The 19,389-nt window shown below is 71.1% G+C and carries 15 protein-coding genes; 12 read left to right on the forward strand and 3 right to left on the reverse strand.

Translation table 11 applies throughout. The features are described from left to right. Nucleotides 1–314: 314 nt before the first annotated feature. From ACW4TU_RS31655 to ACW4TU_RS31685, 7 genes are all read left to right on the forward strand, one after another. A complete protein-coding gene (locus ACW4TU_RS31655) occupies nt 315–1,244 on the forward strand; it encodes an SCO3242 family prenyltransferase (protein WP_457418688.1) in 930 nt (309 codons plus the stop codon). Nucleotides 1,245–1,278: 34 nt separating this feature from the next. Continuing rightward, a complete protein-coding gene (locus ACW4TU_RS31660; RefSeq protein WP_457418690.1) occupies nt 1,279–2,127 on the forward strand; it encodes a sugar phosphate isomerase/epimerase family protein in 849 nt (282 codons plus the stop codon). A gap of 110 nt (nt 2,128–2,237) precedes the next feature. Next, nucleotides 2,238–2,873, forward strand: coding sequence for an EboA domain-containing protein (locus ACW4TU_RS31665; RefSeq protein WP_457418692.1), 636 nt, complete (start codon nt 2,238–2,240; stop codon nt 2,871–2,873). Between the two features lie 2 nt (nt 2,874–2,875). Continuing rightward, nucleotides 2,876–3,742: a TatD family hydrolase gene (locus ACW4TU_RS31670; protein WP_457418694.1), complete on the forward strand. Its 867-nt coding sequence runs from the start codon at nt 2,876–2,878 to the stop codon at nt 3,740–3,742. A 7-nt stretch (nt 3,743–3,749) separates the two neighbouring features. Further along, nucleotides 3,750–4,919, forward strand: a complete 1,170-nt coding sequence (gene eboE / locus ACW4TU_RS31675; RefSeq protein WP_457418696.1) for a metabolite traffic protein EboE — start codon at nt 3,750–3,752, stop codon at nt 4,917–4,919. Beyond that, nucleotides 4,916–6,352 carry an alkaline phosphatase family protein gene (locus ACW4TU_RS31680; RefSeq protein ID WP_457418698.1) on the forward strand — a complete coding sequence of 479 codons (1,437 nt, stop codon included), beginning with the start codon at nt 4,916–4,918 and terminating at the stop codon, nt 6,350–6,352. Before eboE ends, ACW4TU_RS31680 begins: the two co-directional genes overlap by 4 nt. A gap of 258 nt (nt 6,353–6,610) precedes the next feature. After that, nucleotides 6,611–7,801, forward strand: coding sequence for a cytochrome P450 (locus tag ACW4TU_RS31685; protein WP_457418700.1), 1,191 nt, complete (start codon nt 6,611–6,613; stop codon nt 7,799–7,801). A gap of 27 nt (nt 7,802–7,828) precedes the next feature. On the opposite strand, the gene ACW4TU_RS31690 is transcribed toward ACW4TU_RS31685, so the two are convergent. Continuing rightward, nucleotides 7,829–9,955: a molybdopterin oxidoreductase family protein gene (locus tag ACW4TU_RS31690; RefSeq protein ID WP_457418702.1), complete on the reverse strand. Its 2,127-nt coding sequence runs from the start codon at nt 9,953–9,955 to the stop codon at nt 7,829–7,831. Nucleotides 9,956–10,299: 344 nt separating this feature from the next. After that, on the reverse strand, nt 10,300–11,013 hold the full coding sequence (locus ACW4TU_RS31695; protein WP_457418704.1) for a SanA/YdcF family protein: 714 nt from the start codon (nt 11,011–11,013) through the stop codon (nt 10,300–10,302). A 231-nt stretch (nt 11,014–11,244) separates the two neighbouring features. Here ACW4TU_RS31695 and ACW4TU_RS31700 point away from each other — a divergent pair, with 231 nt between their 5' ends. The 4 genes from ACW4TU_RS31700 to dnaG all read left to right on the forward strand — a co-directional run bounded on the left by ACW4TU_RS31700 (nt 11,245) and on the right by dnaG (nt 17,150). Next, a complete protein-coding gene (locus ACW4TU_RS31700) occupies nt 11,245–12,171 on the forward strand; it encodes a sirohydrochlorin chelatase (RefSeq protein ID WP_457418706.1) in 927 nt (308 codons plus the stop codon). 147 nt (nt 12,172–12,318) lie between these two features. Beyond that, a complete protein-coding gene (locus ACW4TU_RS31705; protein WP_457418708.1) occupies nt 12,319–13,695 on the forward strand; it encodes a deoxyguanosinetriphosphate triphosphohydrolase in 1,377 nt (458 codons plus the stop codon). A 217-nt stretch (nt 13,696–13,912) separates the two neighbouring features. Continuing rightward, a complete protein-coding gene (locus ACW4TU_RS31710; protein ID WP_457418710.1) occupies nt 13,913–15,178 on the forward strand; it encodes an NAD(P)/FAD-dependent oxidoreductase in 1,266 nt (421 codons plus the stop codon). A gap of 58 nt (nt 15,179–15,236) precedes the next feature. After that, complete coding sequence (gene dnaG, locus ACW4TU_RS31715; protein ID WP_457418712.1) at nt 15,237–17,150, forward strand: DNA primase; 1,914 nt, start codon at nt 15,237–15,239, stop codon at nt 17,148–17,150. A 307-nt stretch (nt 17,151–17,457) separates the two neighbouring features. Here dnaG and ACW4TU_RS31720 read toward each other — a convergent pair whose 3' ends face one another. After that, complete coding sequence (locus ACW4TU_RS31720; protein ID WP_457418714.1) at nt 17,458–17,772, reverse strand: hypothetical protein; 315 nt, start codon at nt 17,770–17,772, stop codon at nt 17,458–17,460. Nucleotides 17,773–17,937: 165 nt separating this feature from the next. Here ACW4TU_RS31720 and ACW4TU_RS31725 point away from each other — a divergent pair, with 165 nt between their 5' ends. After that, nucleotides 17,938–19,314, forward strand: coding sequence for an RNA polymerase sigma factor (locus ACW4TU_RS31725; RefSeq protein ID WP_457418716.1), 1,377 nt, complete (start codon nt 17,938–17,940; stop codon nt 19,312–19,314). Nucleotides 19,315–19,389: the final 75 nt, after the last annotated feature.

Consider the following 19,389-nt stretch of genomic DNA (forward strand, 5'->3'; position numbering starts at 1 on the left):
GGGATGAAGACGGCGGGGATCGCTCAGATTTAAGGGTTCATGACATGTCATGTCCAGAGCGAACGCGTCTTCACCTCGACTTATGGCGAGAATCGTTTCCTCATCTCCACGCCGGTGGGGCAGTCGGGTGAAGGCCGTGTCAACCAGGGCGAGTTGTCGGGTTCCTCACAAGAAGCAACATGGGTCAAGAGTATTAGCTTTCAATCATCTTCAGTAATGATTGGTGCATGAGTGACCGGAAAGCGTTTTCCCCCGCCGGTTCCCGACAACCCCCGTACCACATCAATTCTCAACTGCCCCCACTTTCCGACCTGGTGAGCCTTGTCAGGGCTCCGGCCGCGCTGAGCGTCCCCGGCGACATCCTGGCGGGCGCGACCGCGGCGGGCCGTCCCCTCGGCCCCCGGACGGTCGGCGCGATGGCCTCCTCCGTCTGTCTCTACTGGGCCGGCATGGCCCTCAACGACTACGCCGACGCCGCCGTCGACTCGGTCGAGCGGCCCGCCCGTCCGGTGCCCTCCGGCCGGGTACCGCGCCGGACCGCGCTGGCCGTCGCCACCGGCCTGACCGGCGCCGGCCTCGGTCTCGCCGCCGTCTCGGGCGGCCGACGCGGACTCGCCGTCGCCCTGCCGCTGACGGCGCTGATATGGGCGTACGACCTGAAGTTGAAGTCGACTCCGGCCGGTCCGGCGGCGATGGCGGGCGCGCGTGCGCTCGACGTGCTGACGGGCGCGGTGGCCGGCGGCGGCAGCCCTCCGTGGCACGTGTCACGTGGGGGCGGCACGGCCGGCGCGCTCGCTCGCGGCGCCGTCCCCGCCCTCCTCACCGGGGTGCACACCTACACGATCACCGCTCTCAGCCGCCACGAGATCTCCGGCGCGCCGGCGCGGCTCCCCGCCACGACGCTCGCCGTGTCGTCGGCCACGGCGCTGTCGACGGTGCTGCCTTCCGTACTCCCGGCCGTTCTCCCGCCCCGGCGCCCCCTGCCCCGGGAGGAGCTCGCCCGAACAGCCGTAGCCTCGGCCGGAGTTCTCGCCTACCTGGGCACGTACGGCTGGGCGCAGGTGCGGGCCGTACGCGATCCACGCGCGAGTTCCGTACGGCGTGCGGTGGGGGCGGGCATCCTCGCCATGGTCCCTCTGCAGGCGGCGCTCACGGCGCGCGCCGGAGCGCCCGTCGCCGCCGCACTCCTGGGCGCCGTGCACCCGCTGGCGCAGCGCCTGGCGAGACGGGTGTCCCCGACGTGAGCCCTGTCATGAGCTATGTGACGAAGGGCAGGCCATGGGTCTGAGATTCGGCTACGGCGCCAACGGGTTCACCCACCACCGCCTCTCCGACGTCCTCGGCGTCCTCGCCGACCTGGGCTACGACGGAGTCGCCCTCACCCTCGACCACAACCACCTCGACCCGTACGCCGACGACCTGGACCACCAGGTCGACCGCGTCCGGCAGCAGTTGGCGCGGCTCGGGCTGAGCGTCACGGTCGAGACCGGGGCGCCCTACTTCCTCGACCCCTGGGGCAAGCACCAGCCGACGCTGATGTCCGGCCAACCCGATCGCCGCGTCGACCTGCTGCGGCGTGCCATACGTATCGCCGCCGAACTCGGCTCGCCCAGCGTCCAGTTGTGCAGCGGACCGGTCCCGGACGACATCCCGGAGACGGAGGCATGGCGGCGGCTGGCCGCAGGTGTCGCGGCGGCGCTGGAGACTGCGGAGGCGTACGGGGTCGCGCTGGCCTTCGAACCCGAACCGCACATGTTCGTCGACACGGTCCTGAAGTGTCTGAGACTGCGCGAACTGGTCGGCGGACACGAGCTGTTCGGCGTCACCCTGGACATCGGACACGCCCACTGCGTGGAGGAGCCGACGCTGCTCGACTGCGTCGACCTGGCCGCGCCGCACCTGCTGAACGTCCAGATCGAGGACATGGTCCGCGGGGTCCACCGGCATCTGGAGTTCGGCGCCGGTGAGATCGACTTCCCGCCCGTACTGGCGGCGCTGACCGACCTCGGCCATCGTGGCCTGGTGTCCGTCGAGATCCAGGGCGGCGCCCTGGACGCCCCCGACATCGCCCGCGCTTCCCTGGAGTTCCTGCGCCGGGCCGAGGCCCGCAGCCTGCTCGCCTCCTGAGTCTGCCGCCCCACCACTCTGTTCACGAGAATTCCGCGACCGAATTTCCGGTCTTCTCCGGCCCCCTGTCTTTGTCTCCAGCTCTCCAACTCCCTTTCTGGAACCACGCCATGCCGATTTCCGATGCATCCCCCCTGCCCCTCACCCCCGAAGCCCGCGCCTGGCTCGACACCGCCCTGGCCGAGGTCACCGCCGACCCCGCGACCGTCCGCACCCGCTTCCCCGCCGTCCGCCGCCACTGCGGGCGCGCCCCGCTGCCCGACGGCCGGACCGTCGACGAAGCGGCCCGCGTGCTGCTCCTCACCGCGCTGCCCCTGCGCGACCAGGCCCTCGCCGACGAGGTGTCAGCGCTGCACCGCTACGGCGACCCCGCCGAACAGCGGGCCGTCCTAAGGGCGTTGCCACAGCTCGACCGGGAGGGGACCGGCCGGTTCCTGGACCTCGTACGGCAGACCCTGCGCGGCAACGACAACACGCTGATCGAGGCCGCCCTCGGCCCGTACGCGGCGGCCCACCTCCCGGCGGACGAGTACCGCCAAGCCGTCCTGAAGTGCGTCTTCTGCGAGATCCCGCTCGCCCGCGTCGCCGGACTCGACAACCGTGCCGACGTCGAACTCGCCCGCATGCTGCGCGACTTCGCCCGCGAACGGACGGCGGCCGGACGCCCCGTACCCGAGGACATCGCCCCCCTCGTGCACCCCTTCACCACTTCCGCCCGCACCTCCATCACCGACGAAACCGTGTGATCATGCGCATCTTCGACCCCCACATCCACATGTCCTCCCGTACCACCGACGACTACGAGGCGATGTACGCGGCCGGGGTCCGGGCCGTCGTCGAGCCCGCCTTCTGGCTCGGCCAGCCCCGCACCTCGCCCGACACCTTCTACGACTACTTCGACTCGCTGCTCGGCTGGGAGCCCTACCGGGCAGCCCAGTTCGGCATCCAGCACTTCTGCACGATCGCCCTCAACCCGAAGGAGGCGAACGACCCGCGCTGCCTCCCCGTCCTGGACGAACTGCCCCGCTACCTCGCCAAGGACCGGGTCGTCGCCGTCGGCGAGATCGGCTACGACTCGATGACCAAGGCGGAGGGCGAGGTCCTCGCCCGTCAGCTCCAACTCGCCGTCGAACACGGCCTGCCCGCCCTCGTCCACACCCCGCACCGGGACAAGGCGGCCGGGACCAGGCGCACCCTGGACGTCGTACGTGAGTCGGGCATCGCCCCCGAACTCGTCGTCCTGGACCACCTGAACGAGCTGACGGTCGGCATGGTCCTCGACAGTGGCTGCTGGGCCGGGTTCTCCGTCTACCCGAAGACGAAGATGAGCGAGGACCGGATGGTCCGCATCCTCCAGGAGCACGGCCTCGACCGCGTCCTGATCAACTCGGCTGCGGACTGGGGCAGTTCGGACCCCCTGAAAACCCGCAAGACCGGCGAGGCGATGCTCGCCGACGGCTTCACGGACGACGACGTCGACCGCGTCCTGTGGCGCAACCCCGTCGCCTTCTACGGCCAGAGCGGACGCCTCGACCTCGACGACACGGACGGCGAGCCGAAGCCCGACGAGACCTCGTCGTTCGAGGGCAACTCCATCCGGCGCGGGGGAGAGTGAGCCGCCCGTGCGCTTCCTCCACCCCGACGGCACCCCCGTCCACCTCGCGTACTGCAGCAACGTCCACCAGGCCGAGGACCTCGCCGGGGTCATCGCCCAGCTCGGCGCCCACGCCGAACCCGTACGGCAACGGCTCGGCGTCGGCAGGCTCGGCATCGGCCTCTGGCTGGCTCGTACCGCTGTCACCGAACTCGCAGCTGACGAGGAGGCGTTGACGACACTCAAGCGCGAACTCGCGGCGCGCGGCCTGGAGACCGTCACCCTCAACGCCTTTCCGTACGAGGGGTTCCACCGGGAGGTCGTCAAGAAGGACGTCTACCTCCCCGACTGGGCCGACCCGGCCCGCCTCGACTACACCCTCGACTGCGCCCGCGTCCTCGCCGCCCTTCTCCCCGACGACGCCCGACGCGGCAGCGTCTCCACCCTCCCGCTCGCCTGGCGCACCCCCTGGCCGACAGAGCGCGCGGACACCGCCCGCCGCGCACTGGACCAACTGGCTTCAGGGTTGGCAGAGTTGGAGTCGGACACCGGCCGCCGTATCCGAGTCGGCTTCGAACCGGAACCGGGGTGCGTCGTGGAGACCACCACCCAGGCGGTACGGGAGTTCGCCGACGTGGACCGCGACTACCTCGGCGTCTGCCTGGACGCCTGCCATCTCGCCGTCCAGTTCGAGGAACCCGGCGAAGCCCTCGGGCGCCTCGCCGACGCCGGTCTGCCGGTCGTCAAGCTCCAGGCGTCCTGCGCGGTCGAGGCCCCCGACCCGACCGACCCGCGCGCCCGCACCGCCCTGCGTGAACTGGCCGAACGACGGTTCCTGCACCAGACACGAACGGTCAACGACGACGGCACGGTGGTCGGCGTGGACGACCTGCCGGACGCCCTGGACGGCGACGGGCTTCCGGCGGTCGGCGTCGACAGCCCCTGGCGCACACACTTCCACGCCCCGCTGCATGCCGAGCCTGAACCACCACTCCGGACCACCGCCGACCAACTCACCACCGTCCTCACCGGACTTCTTGGCGGCCCGAGCGCCGTCTGCGACCACATCGAGGTCGAGACCTACACCTGGTCCGTCCTGCCCCGCCCGCCCGCCGACCTCGCCGCCGGCGTAGCCGCCGAACTCACCTGGGCCCGCGACCGGTTGACCGGCCTGGGCCTCAAAGAGGACCACTCATGACCGGCCGCAAGGAACTCCTCATGACCGAAACCCCGAACGCCAACCGACTCGTCGTCCTCGACATCGTCGGTCTCACCCCCGCCCTCCTGCGCCACATGCCCGCCGTCGCCGCCCTCGGTGACCGCGGGTTCCAGGCCACCCTCGGCACCACGCTCCCGGCCGTCACCTGCACCGCCCAGTCGACCTTCCTCACCGGCGAACTCCCCTCCACACACGGCGCGGTGGCCAACGGCTGGTACTTCCGCGACCTCGGTGAAGTACTCCTCTGGCGGCAGCACAACGCCCTCGTCGGCGGCGAGAAGATCTGGGACGCGGCCCGAAAACGGCTCCCCGGCTACAAGGTCGCCAACATCTGCTGGTGGTACGCCATGGGCGCCGACGTCGACTGGACGGTGACCCCGCGCCCGATCTACTACTCCGACGGCCGCAAGGAACCCGACTGCTACACCTGGCCGCCCTCGCTGCACGACGAACTCACCGACCGTCTGGGCCCGTTCCCCCTGTTCACCTACTGGGGCCCGAACGCCGGCATGCCCTCCACCCAGTGGATCCTGGGCGCCGCCCGCCAGATCTTCGACGAACACGATCCCGACCTGACCCTGGTCTACATCCCGGAGATGGACTACGAACCCCAGCGCTCCGGCCCGCAGTCCGAGGTGTCGATCCGCGCCGCGCGCCAACTCGACGACGCGCTACGCCCGTTGATCGACCACTTCCTGGCCGCCGGTGCCACGGTGGTGGCGCTGAGCGAGTACGGCATCACCCCGGTCTCCCGCCCCGTGGACATCAACCGGGCCCTGCGCCGGGCCGGACTGCTGGAGGTGCACACCCAGGACGGCATGGAGTACCTCGACCCCTGGACCTCCCGCGCTTTCGCCGTCGCCGACCACCAGGTGGCGCACGTCTACGTCCGGGACCCCGCCGACATCCGCGAGGTCGCCAAGATCCTCGGTGAACTCGACGGAGTGGACCAGGTGTTGGGGGAGATGGGCAAGGCGGCCCAGGGCCTGGACCACGAGCGCTCGGGAGAGCTGGTCGCGGTGGCGGACGCAGATGCCTGGTTCACGTACTACTACTGGCTCGACGACGACCGTGCCCCCGACTTCGCCCGCCAGGTCGAGATCCACCGCAAGCCCGGCTACGACCCCGCCGAACTGCTCTGGGACGACACCGCCCCGAACGTGAAGCTGCATGCGGCCGGTCAACTCGCCCGCAAGAAGCTGGGGTTCCGCTACCGCATGCAGACCGTCCCGCTGGACCCCTCGGGCGTCCGCGGCAGCCACGGCCGCCTCCCGAGCGACCCCGACCACGGTCCCGTACTGCTGTGTTCGGAACCGGAGCACCGCAGCGAGGCCCTCGCCGCCACCGACGTCAAGGGCCTCCTACTGAAACTCGCCGGCCTGCCCGCAACCCCGCCCACCGACCACGCCTAGGCACCCGACCGTGCCTTGGCACCGGCCTTGCCTTGGCACCCGGCCTTGCCTTGGCACCCGGCCTCGCCTTGGCACCCGGCCTCGCCTTGGCACCCGGCCTCGCCTTGGCACCCGACCGCGCCTAGGCACCCGACCACGCCTTGGCACCGGCCTCGCTCAGGCACACCGCCTGCGCCTGGGTACCGACCGTGCCGCAGGCGTTGGCCGAGTCTTGGCATCGACCATGCCCCGCCCCCCCACCACGCGGAGACACCAACCATGTCCGAGACCCCGTTCCCCCCACTGCCCATGCGGCGCACCACCCTGCTCGACCCGCCCGCCGAGCTCACCCTGCTGCGTGAGCAGGGTCGGATCAGTCGTGTCGCGCTCTGGGGCGGCAACACCCCCTGGCTGGTCACCCGGCACGAGGACGCCCGTGCCGTCCTGGCGGACGCCCGCTTCAGCGCCGAGAACCACCGGGAGGGGTTCCCCGGTCTCCAGCCGACCCCGCCACCCCCCACCCCCGGTCAGCTCTTCGCCATGGACGCGCCCGACCACACCCGGCTGCGCCGGATGCTGATCCCCGACTTCACCTTTCGCCGGGCCGAGGAACTGCGCCCGTCCATCCAGCAGTTGACCGACCGGCTCATCGACGATCTGGTGGCCAAGGGGCCCGACATCGATCTGGTGGAGCACTTCACCCTGCCGCTGCCGCTGCTCGTCGTCTGCGAACTCCTCGGAGTGCCGTACGCGGAACGGGAGTTCATCCATCGGCACGCCGCCGCGTTCGCCACGGTGACCGACGGGCCCGAGGCGATGCGGGCGGGCTGGGGAGCCCTCTTCGGGTACCTCATGGAGCTGCTCGCCGCCAAGACCGCCGACCCCGGCGACGACCTGTTGAGCAGGCTCGCCGCCGAACGCGTCGCCACCGGGGAGGCAACTCCCGCCGAAGCCGCCGGACTTGCCGTGATGCTGCTCATCGCCGGGCACGAGACGACGGCGAGCATGCTGTCGCTCGGCGTGGTGACCCTGCTGTCCCACCCCGCCCAACTGGCCGCGCTGCAAGCGCGTCCGGAGCTGGTGCCGGGAGCGGTCGAGGAACTCCTGCGCTATCTCACGGTCGTTCACGTCGGGATGCGGCGCATCGCCACGCAGGACGTGGAGATCGGCGGCGTCACCGTACGGGCCGGGGAAGGCGTCGTGATCGCGCTCCAGGCCGCCAACCGCGACCCAAGCGCCTTCGCCGACCCGGACACCTTTGACATCACCCGGGAGACCCAGCACCACCTGACGTTCAGTCACGGCCTGCACAACTGCCTCGGTCAGTCCCTCGCCCGCGCCGAACTCCAGATCGCCCTGCCCACCCTGTTCCGCCGCCTGCCCGGCCTACGACTGACGGCCCCGGCCGAGGTGAACGCGCACGAGGGCCGCGCGGTCCACGGCGTACGCACCCTCCCGGTCACCTGGTAGTACTGCGTACCCCAACTCACCTGCCCCTCAAGGGCGTACGGTCTCCAGCCGTACCGCGCACGCCTTGAACTCCGGCATCCGCGAGGTCGGGTCGAGGGCCGGATTGGTCAGTGTGTTGGCCCGCCCCTCGCCCGGCCAGTGGAAGGGCATGAAGACGGTGTCGGGGCGGATCGAAGTGGTGATCCGCGCCGGCGCCACCGCCCGCCCGCGCCGGGACACGACGGCGATGGCGTCCCCCTCCCCGGCGCCCAGTCGTGCGGCCAGCCGGGGATGCAGCTCCACGAACGGTCCGGGCGCGGCGGCGTTGAGCTCGTCGACCCGCCGCGTCTGGGCCCCTGACTGGTACTGGGCCACGACCCGCCCGGTGGTCAACAGCACCGGGTACTCGGCGTCAGGTTCCTCGGCGATCGGCCGGTACGCCACCGGCGCGAACCGGGCCCGCCCGTCCTCGGTCGCGAACCGGTCGAGGAACAGGCGGGGCGAACCGGGATGCGGCGCTGCCCGCGACTGGTCGTCGTGCTCGTGCTGCTGCTCGTCCGACTGGTCGTCCTGCGCCGGGCAGGGCCAGAAGACGCCGTTCTCCTCGGCGAGCCGTCGGTAGGTGATCCCCGAGTAGTCGGCGATCCCGCCCGCACTGGCCCGGCGCAACTCCTCGAAAACCTCCTCGGGGTCGACCGGGAACCCCTTCTCCACCCCTGCGCGCGCGGCGAGTTGATGCAGAACGTAAAGGTCGCTGCGGACCCCGTCCGGCGGAGCGACGGCCTGCCGGCGCAGGAGCACCCGGCCCTCCAGATTGGTGGTCGTACCGGTCTCCTCCGCCCACTGGGTCACCGGCAGCACGACATCGGCGAGCGCGGCCGTCTCGGACAGCACGACATCCGCGACGGCGAGGAAGTCCAGGGATTCCAGGCGCTGTTGGATGTGTGCGGCCCGGGGTGCGGACACCACCGGGTTGGACCCCATGAGTAGGAGGGAGTGGATGTCGGAGCCGAGCGCGTCGAGGAGTTCGTACGCGCTCAGCCCGGGCCCGGGCAGCGAGTCCGGGTCGACTCCCCACACACCGGCCACATGGCGCCGAGCCTCCGGGTCGGTCAGCTTGCGGTAGCCCGGCAACTGGTCGGCCTTCTGGCCGTGTTCACGCCCGCCCTGCCCGTTTCCCTGCCCGGTCAGACACCCGTATCCGGAGTACGGCCGCCCCGAACGCCCGGTCGCCAGGCACAGGTTGATCCACGCGCTCACCGTGTCCGTTCCCTTGGACTGCTGCTCGGGTCCACGCGCGGTCAGCACCATCGCGTTGGCCGGCGCGCAGAACATCCGGACGGCCTCACGGAGTTGGGGCACGGGCACCCCGGTGATCCGCTCCACGTACTCCGGCCAGTGGGCCATCGCCGCCGCCCGGGTCTCCTCCCAGCCGCTCGTCCGCTCCTCGATGTACGCCTCGTCGGTGCGCCCCTGGGACACGACCAGGTGCAACAGGCCGAGGGCGAGGGCGAGATCGGTGCCGGGACGCGGCGCGAGATGCAGATCGGCCTGCTCGGCGGTACGGGTCCGACGTGGATCGATGACGATCAACGTCCCCCCGTTCTCCCGGAGTTCGGTGAGATAGCGGAGGGCGGGCGGCATGGTCTCGGCGAGGTTGGAGCCGACGAGGATGACGCACCCGGTCTTGGGGATGTCCTCCATCGGGAAGGGCAGCCCTCGGTCGATCCCGAAGGCCTTGTTCCCGGCAGCGGCGGCGGACGACATACAGAATCGCCCGTTGTAGTCGATCTGCGAGGTCCCGAGGACGACCCGTGCGAACTTCCCCAGCGCGTAGGCCTTCTCGTTCGTCAGCCCACCCCCGCCGAAGACACCGCACGCGTCCGGGCCATGCTCCGTACGCGTGCGGGTCAGTCCTTCGGCGACCCGGTCAAGCGCCTCCTCCCAGGAGGCGGGTACGAGGACCCCGTCACGCCGGACGAGCGGCTCGGTGAGCCGTAGCGCCGGTGACAGCAGGGCCGGCGCGGTGCGGCCCTTGCCGCACAGGGCGCCTCGGTTGACCGGGAAGTCGACGCGCTCGGTGATCGTGACGCCGCCGCCTGCCGCCGGTGTGAGGTTCATACCGCACTGCAGGGCGCAGTACGGGCAGTGCGTGGGCGTCACGGAGGTGTCCATACCGCCCAGCGTGCGGCGCCGGTGTTACACCCCGGAACGCCCCCCGTTACACACCAGGCACGGGGACCTCCCGGGGGCCCGGTGCGGCCGGTGAGGTTCTTCGCCCCCGCCGCCCTTACCCGTCCCGTCCTGTCCTGTCCTGTCCCTGGGGGCTGCGCCCCCAGACCCCTCTTCGCGCTGAACGCGCTCGTCCTCAATCGCCGGACGGGCTGGAAGGTCAAGCCCGGCCGGCATCATCCAGCCCCTTGGGGCCCCCTCTGGGGGAGATTGAGGAGCGGGGGTCAGGGGGCAGCGCCCCCGAGGACGGGACGGGTAAGGGCGGCGGGGGCGAGAAACCCTCACGCTCACCCGCCCAACGCCCGCTGAACACCCACCTCCACCGGCCCCAGAAACCGCGGATCAGGCTTGAACACCGCGTCCATCGCGGCCTTGCCCGCCGCGAAGATCTCCCGCGCCCCGCCGTAGTACCACGTCACATCATGCTTGGCCTCGACCCCGACCCCGTACGACTCCACCCCCGCCGCCTCGCACAACGCGACAGCACGACGAATATGGAAACCCTGGCTGATCAGCACCGCCCGGTCGACCCCGAATATCTTCTTCGCCCGGACACACGAGTCCCACGTGTCGAACCCGGCGTAGTCACTCACGATCCGCCCGTCCGGGACCCCGTGCCGCGTCAGATACGCCCGCATCGCATCCGGCTCGTCATAGTCCTCGCGGCTGTTGTCCCCGGTGACGAGCACCACCCTGACCCGCCCCGCCCGGTACAGTTTCGCCGCCGCGTCCAGCCGGTGCGCGAGGTACGGAGACGGCTCCCCGCCCCACAGCCCCGCACCGAAGACGACGGCGACATCGGTACGCGGCGCGTCCGAGAGATCGCGGAGCCGGTCGCCGGTGGCGACGAACATCCACGTGGCCGGCAGCAAGGCCAGCACGCACAGCGACATCACGACCTGCACGGCCCGCCGCTGCCCGGCCCGCGTACGAGGCAGACGCACCCGCGAACGCAAAGACGCCAAAGACGCCCGCGATCCACGCGCCTTCGGACTGCTCATCGGACGGGTCCCTCCCAGGTGGCTTTCGGCGGCCCACGGTGGCCTTCGATCAAGGAAGACGCCCCCGACACCGCCCCGGTTCACCGCCCCCGACGTGACCAGCTTCACTCGTTCTCAGGAAACCGCAGGTCAGGCAAGCTCACACATCCCTTGCTCCCACCGTGATACCCCGGAAAAGACCCGTGACCAGGGCGCAACGGCGTGGCAACCTCGTACCGTCACGATCGGTACATGACGCCGTCGCCCACTCCGTACGACGAGTCCACGCAGTCCTCGCAGTCCTCGCAGAGCCCGCAGAGCCCCCGGCCGCCCGGAGGCGCCCACCTCGACAGTACGGCGCACATCATGGACCGGATCACCAGCCAGCTCGGCAGCCAGCTCAGCCTCATCTCGCTCGACGGCAGCCGTCGCTCCGCCCCGCCCGCACTCGTCCTCGTGGGCCACGGCAGCCGCGACCCACGTGCCCTGAGCACCGTCGGCGCGCTCGCCGAACGCGTCCGCGAACTGCGCCCCGGCCTGCCCGTCCACCTGGGGCACATCGAGCTGAACGCGCCCCTGCTCCCGGACACGCTCGCCGGACTCGGCACCGCCGAGGCCGTCCTCGTACCACTGCTGCTCAGTCGCGGCTACCACGTCAAGCAGGACATCCCGGAGATGGCCGCGGCGGCATCGGCACGCACGCGCGTGGCCGCCCCGCTCGGCCCACACCCCCTGCTCGTGGAGACCCTGTACGCCCGCCTCGTCGAGGCCGGCTGGCGCACCCGGATGACCGACGAGCAGCGCCGGTCGAGCGCGGTCGTCCTCGCCGCCGCGGGTTCCCGGGACCCCGACTCGGACGTCGACACCCGCCGCACCGCCCAGCTCCTCGCCGAACGCCTGGGCGTGCCCGTCGTACCGGCGTACGCCACCACCGCCGCGCCGACCGTCCCCGAAGCCGTACGCGCCCTGGCCGCCCGTGGCCGCCACCGGGTCGCCGTGGCCTCGTACTTCACCGCTCCGGGCCGCTTCGCCACGGAGTGCGCCGACGCCGCCCCCTGGATCGCCGCGGCCCCCCTGGGCGCCCACCCGTCCATGGCCCACCTGATCCTCCACCGCTACGACGAGACCGTCGCGGCCCCCGCAACAACCCTGACCCGGGAACTGGCACCGGCCATGTAGGGGCGCGGGGCTGTATCGATCTGCGGCTCCGCAGCGTGGGCGCGGCAAGCCACAACGGACCCGCCCCCGCCGACGAAACAGCCCCGGCAGACGCGCAGGCGAAACACACACGCCCAAATTGTCAGTACCTGCCCTTACTGTCGAACCATGGAAGGCACACGCACCAACACGACCCCCACCCCCCAACCCCCCGAAAACGACACCACCCCCACCGACAACACCCTGACCGCCTACGCCCCGACGGCAGTCGCCCGCTGGGCCGCCGAACCCGACAAACGCCCAGGCCGCACCGCCTTCCAGCGCGACCGCGCCCGCGTGCTGCACTCCTCCGCGCTACGACGGCTGGCCGGCAAGACCCAAGTGGTCACGCCAGGCACCCGCAGCCAGGTCTGGGACGCCAGCCCCCGCACCCGCCTCACGCACTCCCTGGAATGCGCCCAGGTCGGCCGCGAACTGGGCGCCGCCCTCGGCTGCGACCCCGACCTCGTCGAGGCGGCCTGTCTCTCGCACGACCTGGGCCACCCGCCCTTCGGGCACAACGGCGAACAGGCGCTCAACGAGTTCGCGGCGGACTGCGGCGGCTTCGAGGGCAACGCCCAGTCCCTCCGGCTCCTCACCCGGATCGAACCGAAGCGTTTCGTGCGCAGCGAACGTCTTGAGACCACCGGCGGATCCGGAACCACCGGCGACCTCGTCAGTGTGGGCCTCAACCTCACCCGGGCCACCCTCGACGCCGCCACCAAGTACCCCTGGCCGCGCGGCGCGCACCCCACCGACCCGGCCTCCCCGAAGTTCGGCGTCTACGACGACGACCGGCCGGTCTTCGACTGGGTCCGCCAGGGTGCCCCCGGGACCCGGACGACCTTCGAGGCCCAGGTCATGGACTGGGCGGACGACGTGGCGTACTCGGTGCACGACGTCGAGGACGGCCTGCACGCCGGTCACATCGACCCCAACTGCCTGCACGCCGAGCCCGAGCGCCAGGAGATCTTCCGGGTCGCCACCGGCCGCTATGTGGCCGCGGACACCGACCCCGCCGAACTCGCCGAGGCCCTCGACCGCCTCCTCGACCAGGAGTGGTGGCCGCACGGCTACGACGGTACGGCCATCGCCCAGGCCCGGCTGAAGGACGCCACCAGCCAGCTCATCGGCCGCTTCTGCCTTGCCGCCGAGGGCGCCACGCGCGCGGCGTACGGCAAGGGCCGGCTCACGCGGTACACGGCGGAACTGGTCGTCCCGCGCGCGGCGCGGCTGGAGTGCGCGGTCCTCAAGGCCGTCGCCGACCGGTACGTGATGCAGCGCGCCGAACAGGAACTGATCCGCGCCGACCAGCGCGTCGTCGTCGCCGAACTCGCCGAGGCACTCACCGCCCGCGCCCCGGACGGCCTGGACCCACAGTTCCGCGCGCTGTTCGACGAGGCGACCGACGACCGCGCGCGCAAGCGGGTGATCGTCGACCAGATCGCGTCCCTCACCGACGCGTCGGCGCGTTCGCTGCACGCGCACCTGAAGGGCCGTATATGACCCGCATATGACCCGCATATGGCCCGTATGTGGCCCATATGCCGCCCCATATGAACCGCATATGACATAAATGTGACCCTGTGTGGCCTGATCGGGCCACACCCTCTTCCCCCATCACACTCCGTGCGGGACGCTCCCCAGGGGGCATTCGTACACGAGGCACGAGCAACACGCGGCACGAACAACACGCGGCATCCGTATTACGAGGAGGCATGAAGTGGTCGACGCGGATCAGACATTCGTCATCGTCGGAGGCGGACTGGCCGGGGCCAAGGCGGCCGAGACGCTCCGGACGGAGGGCTTCACCGGCCGCGTGATACTGATCTGCGACGAACGCGACCACCCGTACGAGCGGCCCCCGCTCTCCAAGGGCTACCTCCTCGGTAAAGAGGAACGCGACAGCGTCTTCGTCCACGAGCCGGCCTGGTACGCGCGCAACGACATCGAACTCCACCTCGGCCAGACCGTCGACGCCATCGACCGTACGGCGAAGACGGTCCGGTTCGGCGACGACGGCACCCTTGTCCACTACGACAAACTGCTCATCGCCACCGGCGCCGAGCCGCGCCGCCTCGACATCCCAGGGACGGGCCTGGCCGGCGTCCACCATCTGCGCCGCCTCGCGCACGCCGAGCGCCTCAAGGGCGTCCTGGCCGCCCTGGGCCGGGACAACGGCCACCTCGTGATCGCCGGCGCCGGCTGGATCGGCCTGGAGGTCGCCGCGGCGGCGCGTGAGTACGGCGCCGAGGTGACCGTCGTCGAGCCGGAGGCGACCCCGCTGCACTCGGTGCTCGGCCCCGAGCTGGGCAACCTCTTCGCCGAGCTGCACCGCGAGCACGGCGTCCGGTTCCACTTCGGCGCCCGTCTGACGGAGATCGTCGGGCAGGACGGCATGGTCCTCGCGGCCCGCACGGACGACGGCGAGGAGCACCCGGCCCACGACGTCCTCGCGGCCATCGGGGCCGCACCGCGCACGGCACTGGCGGAGGCGGCCGGCCTGACCCTCGCCGACCGCGCGTACGGCGGCGGCATCGCGGTCGACGAACGCCTGCGCACCTCCGACCCCGACATCTACGCGGCCGGTGACGTGGCCGCCTTCCACCACGCCCTGTTCGACACCAGGCTGCGCGTCGAGCACTGGGCCAACGCCCTCAACGGTGGCCCGGCGGCGGCCCGCGCGATGCTGGGCCGCGAATCGACGTACGACCGAGTCCCCTATTTCTTCTCCGACCAGTACGACATGGGCATGGAGTACTCGGGCTGGGCGCCCCCGGGCTCGTACGACCAGGTGGTGATCCGGGGAGACGCCGGCAAGCGCGAGTTCATCGCCTTCTGGGTGAAGGAGGGCCGGGTGCTGGCCGGGATGAACGTGAACGTGTGGGACGTCACAGAGACCGTCCAGCAGCTCATCCGCTCCCGGTCCCAGGTGGACACGGAGGCCCTGGCCGACCCGCACGTACCACTGGACAGCCTCGTCCCGTAGCCGCGATACCGCCCGCGACTGTCACGGCACTGTCGGCCCGCCCCCGTAGACTCACTGCGTGGCCGGAAGGATCAACGAAGAGGACGTGAAGGCGGTTCGGGACGCGGTCCCGATCGACGCCGTCGTGTCCGAGTACCTCCAGCTGCGCAACGCGGGCGGCGGCAACCTCAAGGGCCTGTGCCCCTTCCACGACGAGAAGTCACCGTCCTTCCAGGTCAGCCCGAGCAAGGGACTGTTCCACTGCTTCGGCTGCCAGGAGGGCGGCGACACCATCACGTTCGTGATGAAGGTCGACCACCTCTCCTTCTCCGAGGTGGTCGAGCGCCTGGCCGCCCAGGCCGGCATCACCCTGCGGTACGAGGAGGGCGGCTACAACCCCGCGGGCCAGCGCGGCGAGCGCATCCGCCTGGTCGAGGCCCACAAGATCGCCGCACAGTGGTACGTGGAGCAGCTGGCCACCAGCTCCGAGGCGGACGCGGGCCGCAAGTTCCTCGCGGAACGCGGCTTCGACCAGTCGGCCGCCGAACACTTCTCCGTCGGCTACAGCCCCCAGGGCTGGGACCACCTCACCCGCTACCTCCGCGGCAAGGGCTTCTCGGACAAGGAACTCCTGCTGTCCGGCATCTCCCAGGAAGGCCGCCGCGGCCCCATCGACCGCTTCCGGGGCCGCCTGATGTGGCCGATCCGCGACATCGGCGGCGAGGTCGTCGGCTTCGGCGCGCGCAAGCTGTACGACGAGGACAACGGCCCCAAGTACCTCAACACCCCCGACACGGCGATCTACCGGAAATCCCAGGTCCTGTACGGCATCGACCTCGCCAAGAAGGACATCGCGAAGGCGAGCCGCGCGGTCGTCGTCGAGGGCTACACGGACGTCATGGCCTGCCACCTGGCCGGGGTGACGACGGCGATCGCGACCTGCGGCACCGCCTTCGGCACCGACCACATCAAGATCCTCCGTCGGCTGCTGATGGACAACGGCTCGGCCCGCGTGATCTTCACCTTCGACGGCGACGCGGCCGGCCAGAAGGCCGCGCTGCGCGCCTTCGAGGACGACCAGAAATTCGCCGCCGAGACCTACATCGCGATCGCGCCCGACGGTATGGACCCCTGCGACCTGCGCCTGGCGAAGGGCGACCAGGCCGTCGTCGACCTCGCCGAACCCCGTACCCCGCTCTTCGAGTTCGCCCTGCGCCAGATCGCCGTCCGCTACGACCTGGAGACCCCGGCGGGCCGCGCGGCGGCGCTGGACGAGGCGGCCCCGATCGTGGCCCGCATCAAGAACAGCGGCGCACAGCACGAGGTCGCGGTCCAGCTCGCCGGCATGCTCGGCATCCTGGACACCCAGTTCGTCGTCAAAAGGGTTGCCCAGCTGGCCCGTTGGGCCCGGGACCGCGGCGGCAAGGGCCCAGCCCCGACCGGCCAACAGCGCCAGTCGCAGCCGTACGAGACGACCTCGTCCCGGCCCGGCGGCCCCTCCGGCCCCGCCCTGAACCTCCGCAACCCGGTCTACGCCACCGAACGCGAGCTCCTCAAACTCGCCCTCCAGCGCCCCGACCTGGTCTCCCCGGCCTTCGACGCCTACGGCCTCGACGAGTTCACCGCCGCCCCCTACGCGGCCGTACGCCAGGCGATCATGGAAGTGGGCGGTGTGGAGTACGGCGCCCAGGATCCCCAGGAGTACCTGGTCCGTGTCCGCGAGGTGGCCCCGGACAACACGGTCCGCGCCATGGTGACGGAGCTGGCGGTCGAGGCGATCATGCGCAAGACGGTCGACGACGTGTACGCGAGCGACCAGTTGGTCATGGTCCGCCGCAGAGCGGTGGAACGCCGCATCCAGGAGGTCCAGGTCACCCACACCCGCCTGGCCAACCACGGCGACCCGGCCGAACTGGCCGCCGTACAGAACGAACTGTGGGTACTCCAGCAGTACGACCAGGCCCTGCGGGAGCGAGGCGCGGCAGCGCTCTGAGCAGGCCCCGGAGTCACCGCCCCTCGAACGCCGGCGTCACCGCCCGCACCAACCGGTCCACGAACTCCCGCTCCACATCGATCACTTCGTGCCCGATCCCTTCGTGACCCCGCAGCACCGCCAGCAGCCGGTCCAGGGCCCGTCCCGCCCCCCGCCGCGTCCACGCCCCGACACCGCTGCGTCACGAACCGCTCGGTCCACCGGCCGGCTCGCGCCAACTGGCGGGCGTTCCACGACAGATGCGCGCCGTACGGGACGACCCGCGCGGCCAGGGCGTCGAGATCCGCGTCCATGGGCAGCCGCAGCTTCACGTGGTGCTCGAAGTACCGCTCGTCCGCGCCTGGTTCACGCGGCACCTCGGGGTCCACGGCGACGACTCGGTCTTGACGCGCACCGGTTCGAAGCCGTCCGTCCGCAGCAGCGCCACGACTTCCCGCGCGCGGGCCGATTCGGCGGCGTACGACGCGCCGCGACCCGTGAGGGTGAGCATCGGCCGGGCCGGCATCCGGCCACGGGCGAGGACGATGTGCGTCAGCTCGAGACCGGTCGCCGTCGCCCAGCGGTCCAGCCGTTCCGTCTCGGCGGAGGTTTCGCAGCGGACAGTGATATGCGTTTCGTACACGTGAGTCGCGCGAAGGGAACCGGACACGCGCCGATCGTGCCAGGTCGGACCCCGAACGGGCACCCGAGTTCGCCGCGACGGTAACCACGTGGTCACGGACCGAACCCAGAAAGTCGTCGCACGCCCCTCGTGGCGGCGATGTGTCGTACTCCACACTGGGTTCCGGTGCCTGAGTCCTCGGAGCGCGGCCGGCCCGTCCCCGACGGGTCCGACACCCCCGCGATTCCGGTCAACGCGTACGGGACGGACAGCGGAAAGGCCGCCCACTCCGCCCCCCGAGTACCGCTGCCGTACGCCTCAGCAGCGATCATCCTGGAGGTCGCCCCCGTGCAGACCCAGACCCTCGCCCAGACCGACAGCAGTACCGCCGCGACGAAGCCCGGCGCCGAGACCGGCACCGCGGACGTCGCCGAGGTCATCGCGGCCGTGCCGCCGCAGAGCCGCGCCGCGCACCACCCGGAGACGGCCGAGCCCGACAGCCGGCCCGAACCGGACGAACCCCCGGCGGACGCGGTGGAGACGGCGGAACCGATCGAGCCGATCGAGCCGCTCGAACCCATTGAGGCCATCGAGCCCATCGAGCCCGCCGAACGGCTCCGCGCCCGGGCCCCCGCCCGCGCCGACACCAGCGGCCCGTCCTCCGACCTGTTCCGCCAGTATCTCCGCGAGATCGGCCGTATCCCGCTGCTCACCGCCGTCGAGGAGGTCGAACTCGCCCGCCGGGTCGAGGCCGGCCTGTTCGCCGAGGAGAAACTGCGTCTCGCCTCCGACCTGGACAGCCAGTTGGCCCTCGACCTGGACAAGCTGGTCGTCATGGGCCGGATGGCCAAGCGCCGCCTGATCGAGGCGAACCTGCGCCTGGTGGTGTCGGTGGCGAAACGGTACGTCGGCCGCGGCCTGACGATGCTTGACCTCGTCCAGGAGGGGAACCTTGGCCTGATCCGTGCCGTCGAGAAGTTCGACTACGCACGCGGCTACAAGTTCTCGACGTACGCGACCTGGTGGATCCGCCAGGCCATGTCCCGCGCCCTCGCCGACCAGGCCCGGACGATCCGCGTGCCCGTACACGTGGTCGAGCTGATCAACCGGGTCGTCCGCGTCCAGCGCCGGATGCTCCAGGAACGCGGCTACGAGCCGACCCCCGAGGAGGTCGCCGCCCACCTGGACCTCCTGCCCGAGCGCGTCAGTGAGGTGCTGCGCCTGGCCCAGGAACCGGTGTCCCTGCACGCGCCGGTGGGCGAGGAGGACGATGTGGCGCTCGGTGACCTCATCGAGGACGGGGACGCCGCGTCGCCGGTCGAGTCGGCGGCGTTCCTGCTGCTGCGGGAACACCTGGAGGCGGTCCTGTCGACGCTGGGGGAGCGGGAGCGGAAGGTCGTCCAGCTGCGTTACGGGCTGGCGGACGGAAGGCCGCGCACGCTGGAGGAGATCGGCCGGATCTTCGGCGTCACCCGTGAGCGCATCCGCCAGATCGAATCCAAGACCCTGAACAAACTGAGGGACCACGCCTTCGCGGACCAGCTGCGGGGCTACTTGGACTGACGCCCAGTTCCTCAAACCCCGGCCGGGGGCACCATCCAGCCCGTCCGGCGTTTGAGGACGAGGCCCCTTCAGGGC

This window comes from Streptomyces kryoterrae (assembly GCF_054072135.1).